Genomic DNA, 6680 nt, shown 5'->3' on the forward strand with positions numbered 1-6680 from the left:
AGGCCCGACGGCCCGATCGGATCGGCATTTGATTCCGGGAATTTCGCCCTCTCGCGAGCCGTGCCGGTATGCCAGATCTGCGGAGCCATTTTGCCCCCGGCCTCATGCACTTCGCGGACGACGCGCGACCATCCTTCCAGAGCATCATCCTCGTAAAAATGCGGCATATCCCGGTCAGCCCCTGCAGCCGGATGGTTAATGAGCGTTCCTTCGGTGATGATCAGGCCAACGCCATTTTCCGCCCTCCGGCGGTAATATCCGGCCATCTGAACCAGGAACGCCTTTCGGTGAAAAGGAACGGGTCATCGGGGCCATGACAATACGATTTTCAAGCTTCAGTCGGCCGCCTTAAAAGGTTTGAACAGAGCCGCTGCTGATTTGGATATGGTCATTTTACTCTCTCCTCCATAGCGTTGTTTATTCATCTATAAATACAAATATATGGATTAATAAACGAAAATGCAAACCATTCGGAGAAAATTATTAGGATTACTTCTTTTTGGCCTGCAGTCCTGCCGAAAGGTCCTTCAAAAAGGCGGCGATCGCCTTTTCATTGCGCCTGTAATAGGTCCATTGGCCATAGCTGGCGGGACTCCAGCAGTCCGGACTTCTGCATGGAGGATAGGTACGAGGAGATGACCGACTGCGTCAGGCCGGATTTTTCCTGAATGCTTCCCACGCAGACACCGCCCGGGAACTCTTCTTTAATGACGTTCGGCAGATTCTCGTTCATCTTTTCCGGCTCCCGCAACCAGCAAAGGATGCTAAGACGGGTCTCATTAGACAGAGCCTTCAGCACCGCAAGCATATCTTCATTATTCATAACTTGACACTCATTCCTGGTTCGATTGTTCCCAGTATACCAAAAGTTCCGCTCATGAGAAAATGATACCCACATTAGCATTTATTCAAACTGCGCATTCCGCTTGGGAGGCATGTTAAAATTTGACGAGTGGAAAAAAGCGCCCTACCGGAAATAGCAAGTCCCTGCAATGGAGCCGTTATAAAAACTAAACTCGTCATTCCATTAAGATATGCTTAGACAGTAGGAACTGTTCCGCCGTCAATGGTCGGCTGCTTTTAGTAGCGTTATTTATCGTTTCCGGTAGCAGAAACATTTCTCAACTGCCTTAAGAAAATCCTTTTTTTTAATTTCAATTCATTCGCGGCACGGAATCCCTTCTACTCGTAGCGGCTCAGCGCCCCGATAATAATGTCCCACAGCCTCCCGTGATGCAGGCCGAGCGCAACCGTGGCATTGGGCGGCCTGCCCGTCACACCGTGAATATCAACCAGCGTCATGCCGTAGCTCAATTCGCCTCTGGTCTCAACGGCTACGTTCAGGAAGCGGCAGTCAAACACCGACGGATCAATACAGTAAACGACACTGCACACATCATGTACGGGTGGAGCATCGAAATCGAAGAATTCCTTATAGGTCTTTCCGAAAAAGGAGAGCATTTCCCCTACAAATCCAGCGACCGGGTTGCCGATCGACTTGATCCGTTCGTTAATCTCCGGAGTCGCCAGCGCCTGATGCGTGGCATCCAGTCCGATCATCGTTACCGGAGCGCCACTGCCAAACACCACCTGAGCAGCTTCCGCATCGGCCCAAATATTGAACTCCGCTGCCGGTGTCCAATTCCCGAACGTTCCGCCGCCCATCAGGACGATTTCCTGAATTTTAGGAACAATCCGGGGCTCCCGGCGGATCGCCATGGCAATATTGGTCAGCGGCCCTACAGGAACGAGCGTAATGTCGCCGCCCGACTCCATCAGCATACGGATGATCAAATCGACGGCATGCTCTTCCGATTCCTGAAGCATTGGATCAGGCAGAATAGGGCCGTCCATTCCGGAGTCACCGTGAATTTCCGAAGCGGCCTCCCTATCCCTCACTAGCGGACCGCCCGCGCCCCGGGCGACCGGCACCCCGCTTAGTCCCGCAATTTCGCATACCTTGAGCGCATTAAGTGTGGTCTTCCCCAGTTCCGCGTTTCCGGCTACCGTAGTTATCGCGAGCAGCTCCAGACCGGGATGCGCCGCAGCGACCAGGATCGCTATTGCGTCGTCATGTCCGGGATCGCAATCGATGATTATTTTTCGCTTCATTATTCCGTCACCCTTTGACCGCTCCCGCAGTCATCCCGGCGGTCAGATATTTTTGTACAGAAAGATAGAAAAGAAGTGTGGGCACCAGAACGATGGTCAATCCCGCCATTTGCAGCGTATAGCTGCGGTTGTACTGACCGGCAAAATTGGCCAGGCCAAGCGGAAGCGTCTTTAAGGCACCGTCGGTGATCAGCACCAGCGCGAAGGAAAATTCGTTCCAGTTGTTCAGAAAATTGATGATGAAGGCCGTCGCCAGCGCAGGTGTCAGCATTGGAAGAATCAGCCTCCCGAAAATGCCCATTACGCTGCATCCATCCATGATACCGGCCTCTTCCACCTCCTTCGGAAAGGCATTCATGAAACCGGCCAGAATAAATATCGTGATCGGGAGATTGAAAGCGGTATAAGGCAGCAGCAGGGTGAGCCGGTTATCCATCAGATGCAGACTGCGCATTTCAATAAACAAGGGAACGAGCGTAGCATGAATCGGGATCAGCATGCCAAAGGTGAAATAGACGAGCAGGAAGCCTTTGGATTTGAACTCAAACCGGCTTAGAAAGAATGCGGCCAACGCTCCGACGAGCAGCGTAAGCACTACCGCAGACAGCGTAACGATAATGCTGTTGACCAGATACGAACCCAGCTTCGCTACCTTCCAGGCTTCAATATAATTGCTCCAGACCGGCTGCCGGGCTATTCCGAATGGATTCATGGTCAGCTCCTGCTCGGTTTTCAGCGAATTGATAACCATCCACAGCAGAGGATAGATGTTGATGACAAGCAGCAGCAAGAGCACCAGGCGATGGATCTGTGCCGAAATGGGCCGTTTGGGTCGCAGTCGTTGTTCCATTTTAGAAGAATCACCTCTTCAGAGTTCGCAAAATGAACTGGCTTATAATAATTAGACCAAAGCTGATAATGATGATGGCTGTGGAGATCGCGCTCCCATAACCGTACTTCATCGAGCTGAATGTCTGGGAAAACATATACGTAGCGCCCACTTCTGTAGAATGGCTGGGCCCTCCGTTAGTCATGATAAAGATCAAATCAAACGCGCGAAGCGCTCCGCTTATGCATAGCACGACCGAAGCAAAAATGGTGTCCGCTATGATCGGTACTACGATATGCCAGGTTCTTTTTATGCCGACGGCTCCATCGAGCTCCGCCGCTTCCAGTACCTCCGACGGCACATTTTGCAGCGCGGCCAGAAAGATGACCATGTACAGCCCGGTGTACTGCCAGACGACGACAATGCACAGCACAAAGATAGCAATCGCCGGATTGCCAAGCCAGTTCTGCGCCCAATGATCCAGGCCAACCGCCCGAAGCGCCGTATTAACAAGGCCAAACTGGTAATTGTAGAACATATTCCAGATCAGCGAGACAACAATGGTGGATATAACCACGGGCATGAAAAAGACCGTCCTGAAAATTCCGTCTCTGCGGAACAGCTTCCCGTTGAGCATCATGGCCAGATACAAGCCAAGCGGGATTTCTCCCAGTACGGAGAAAAGCACGAAATAAAGATTGTTGCGGATAGACTGCCAAAACACGCCGTCTCCGATCAAATTGACGTAATTCTGAAGCCCGTGCCACTGTTTGGGGGAGAACCCGTCCCATTTGAAGAACGAGTAGTAGACAGAGCTCAGAATCGGATAGATCGAGAACATTGTGTATATGACCAGGGCTGGAATAAGGCCGGCGGCTATGATCCATTTGTGGCGAAGAAACATCTGCATATGCGGTACCTCCGATAGAATTGAAGGCGAAGAGCCCAAGGTTCAGCCCTCCGCCCGAAGAACATTATTGGCCTAATTCCTTCTGAAGATCCTCCGCTACGGCCTCCGGAGTGCTTCCGCCTGGTGTGGTCAGTCCCTGAAGTCCGTTTTTGGTTGCCGTGACCACGGTGGCGGGCATCACGATGTCGTATACCGGAGTAATTCCCTTAACACCCGCTAGTACGCCGGTCATTTCTTTGAACAACGGATCGATATCCGTAGGCGCTGTCACATTGGCTGGAACCATGTTTCCGGCCCGCATTATATTTTGGTAGGATTCTTCACTGTACATGAACTGCAGGAATTTCTCGGCTGCTGCCTTTTTCGCGTCATCCAGCTTCGCGTTCAGGACAACCCCCTGATTCGTCGCTCCCGGCATGGTGGACATGCTGCCCTTTCCTCCCTCGATTTGCGGGAATACGGCGAAGCCTACTTCAAAATCCGCAGCTTTGTCTTTGGAAATTTGCTTGGCTCCCCAGCTTCCGTCGATATACATTGCAGATTTTCCCGAGAGGAAAAGATTAGTGGCTTGGACATTGTCAATACTATTCAAATCAACGTTAAAAGCTCCCATATCGGAAAGCTCCTTGATATCTTTCAGAGCGTTCATAAAATCCGGGTCAGTAAACTTCTGCTCTCCCGACTTGATTTTCGCATAAAGATCCGGCCCCGAGATTCTTTCATTAAGAGGCGACAAGAGAGACGCCAACAGGACGCTGCCCGTTTTATTGCCGTAGGAAATTGGAGTAATATTCTTGGCCTTAAGATCCTTCACCATCGCTTTGAAGGCTTCATACGTTGTTGGAAATTCGGTATACCCCGCATCCTTCAGGATTTTTTTGTTGTAATAAATGACCGTAGTGTATGAAACCTCCCCTGGAATCCCGTACTGTTTACCGTCGACATTAAATTCTTTGATTTTCGAGGACGGTAAAAAGTCTTCCTTCCAGTTGCCCATCATATCGTCAATCGGCATCAGCGCGCCGGAACGGGCGATTTGTTCGAACATGGAGCCTCCACCGATCATCAGAATCAAGTCGGGCAGATTGCCTCCAGCCGCTGTCGTATTTAATTTGACTGGATAATCATTATAAGGAATGGTCTCAATATCCAGTTTGATATCTGGATTGGCTTTCTCGAAAGCCATTGCATTTTTATAATAGACGCCTGTAAACGGATCTGACTCCGACCAAGTTGTCATGAATGACAGCACTACCTGCTTCTGCTCCGTATTGCCCGCGTTGCCCGTGTTACCGGAGGCGGTGTTTGTATTGTCCGATTGGCCGCAAGCCGATAGGACTCCGATCATCGCAGTCACCAGCAAATACACCCAGAATGTCTTAGCCCATTTCATCTTCATTAACAAGCCTCCTAATTTTGTTTAGCAAGCAACGACGACTGAATATGACCCTTAGATTCGACCCTTCCCCCTTTGTATAAAAATTAGGCTGACCCCTTAGCTCCCCTTGATGTCAGTCAACTTTATGTCAGTTAAACTAACCTGGAAATCAAGCTTGTCAGAATTAATCACACCTTAGCATTCTTTCATTTTCCGAGACATTAGACAGTCTGTAAAAAGGCTAATAATTAAATTTTGCGATAATAAAATTGAAAATAGTTTATGTGGAAGCGGCGGGGATATTTGGATATTTATTCGAAAAAACGAATAGAACCGCCACAATGAATGTGACGGCTCTATGTGAACTTGATGTTCGTACCTAGTTAAAGCGTATTTCACTTACCTGGCTTCTAAAATTCTAAACCCCGTACCTTAGCGTACACCTTAGTATCGCCCAGCTCTCCGTTCTCCTCCAGCCGGTTGTTTCGCAGAATGCCCTCCAGCGTATAACCCGTACGTTCCGCCACGGCCGCGCTTTTGACGTTCTTCGCATTACAGCGGATCTCGATCCGGTTCGCCGCCAGTTCGCGGATGGCGAAAGCAGTAATTCCGTTCACCGCCTCCGTCATATATCCGTTCCCTGCGCATGAAGTCCTGATCCAGTAGCCGATCTCGAAGCTGCGGATATCCCAGTCGATCTGGTGCAGGCCGCTGCTGCCGATGAACTTACCCGAATGCTTATCAAATAGGCGAAGGTGCAGATTCGAGCGGTTCAGAAACTCAAGCCGTGTCTGCCGGGTGAAGGCTTCCGATTCTTCCAGCGTGGGAGCCGTTCTGGCAAAAGGCAGCCACGGACGCAGCTCCTCCAGGCTTTCTAAGATCGCTTCATTCATCGCGGCACCGTCACCCCACAGCGGGGCGCGGATCAGCAGCCTATCCGTCTCTAAGCTCTCGGGAAACGAAATCATAATCGGGTCGATGGCGTTCTTCACGGCTTGTCATCTCCAACGTCTTAGGATTTTACAGGTTATCTTCCCAAGCTGATGCGCATCCCTGTAAGCGCCAGCTCTACATTTTCCGGCAAGTCATATGCCTTCCTCAGATCCACATCATGCGACATATGCGTATATATAGCGCGGTGCGGCTGCACATCCGCAAGAAGCACCGCCGCCTCGGTCATATCATAGACGGAACGGGTCGACAGCTCGGCTTCCTCATAGTAAAAGCTTGTACCCAGCACAAGCAGATCCGCTTCCCGCATTAACCGGGTCTCCTCATCCCCCAAGGAAATCGAATCCGGACAGTATACCCAGGCATAGCCTTCCTTTTCCAGCCGAAAAGCGTAAGAGTAGCCGTTCTTGCCATGATTTACCCTCCAAGTAGCGATTTGCCAGCCATCCAGTATGATCCCTTCATCAAGAGGCATCAGCTCGATATGGCTGGGCCGCCCC

Annotated in this window: 6 protein-coding genes and 2 pseudogenes; all 8 read right to left on the bottom strand. The window is 50.6% G+C overall.

Annotation, left to right across the window (positions count from 1 at the left end):
- Positions 1-392: pseudogene (locus L691_RS28835) on the bottom strand (oxidoreductase); the annotation flags it as partial.
- A gap of 97 nt (positions 393-489) precedes the next feature.
- Positions 490-823: pseudogene (locus L691_RS28840) on the bottom strand (ArsR/SmtB family transcription factor).
- A 359-nt stretch (positions 824-1182) separates the two neighbouring features.
- Positions 1183-2115 carry a nucleoside hydrolase gene (locus L691_RS0113575; RefSeq protein ID WP_025691051.1) on the bottom strand — a complete coding sequence of 311 codons (933 nt, stop codon included), beginning with the start codon at positions 2113-2115 and terminating at the stop codon, positions 1183-1185.
- A 4-nt stretch (positions 2116-2119) separates the two neighbouring features.
- A complete protein-coding gene (locus tag L691_RS0113580; RefSeq protein WP_025691052.1) occupies positions 2120-2962 on the bottom strand; it encodes a carbohydrate ABC transporter permease in 843 nt (280 codons plus the stop codon).
- Between the two features lie 10 nt (positions 2963-2972).
- Positions 2973-3851 (bottom strand): carbohydrate ABC transporter permease, encoded by an 879-nt coding sequence (locus L691_RS0113585; RefSeq protein ID WP_025691053.1) that lies wholly within the window; start codon positions 3849-3851, stop codon positions 2973-2975.
- A 64-nt stretch (positions 3852-3915) separates the two neighbouring features.
- Positions 3916-5250 (bottom strand): ABC transporter substrate-binding protein, encoded by a 1335-nt coding sequence (locus L691_RS0113590; RefSeq protein ID WP_025691054.1) that lies wholly within the window; start codon positions 5248-5250, stop codon positions 3916-3918.
- Between the two features lie 389 nt (positions 5251-5639).
- Entirely contained in the window at positions 5640-6197 is a 558-nt protein-coding gene (locus tag L691_RS0113595; protein ID WP_036736992.1) for a GNAT family N-acetyltransferase, read from the bottom strand.
- A 59-nt stretch (positions 6198-6256) separates the two neighbouring features.
- The coding region (locus L691_RS0113600) for an MBL fold metallo-hydrolase (protein ID WP_025691056.1) at positions 6257-6680 on the bottom strand (424 nt) is incomplete at its 5' end.

The sequence above is a fragment of the Paenibacillus zanthoxyli JH29 genome, from assembly GCF_000520715.1.
GTDB classification, from domain to species: domain Bacteria; phylum Bacillota; class Bacilli; order Paenibacillales; family Paenibacillaceae; genus Paenibacillus_AQ; species Paenibacillus_AQ zanthoxyli.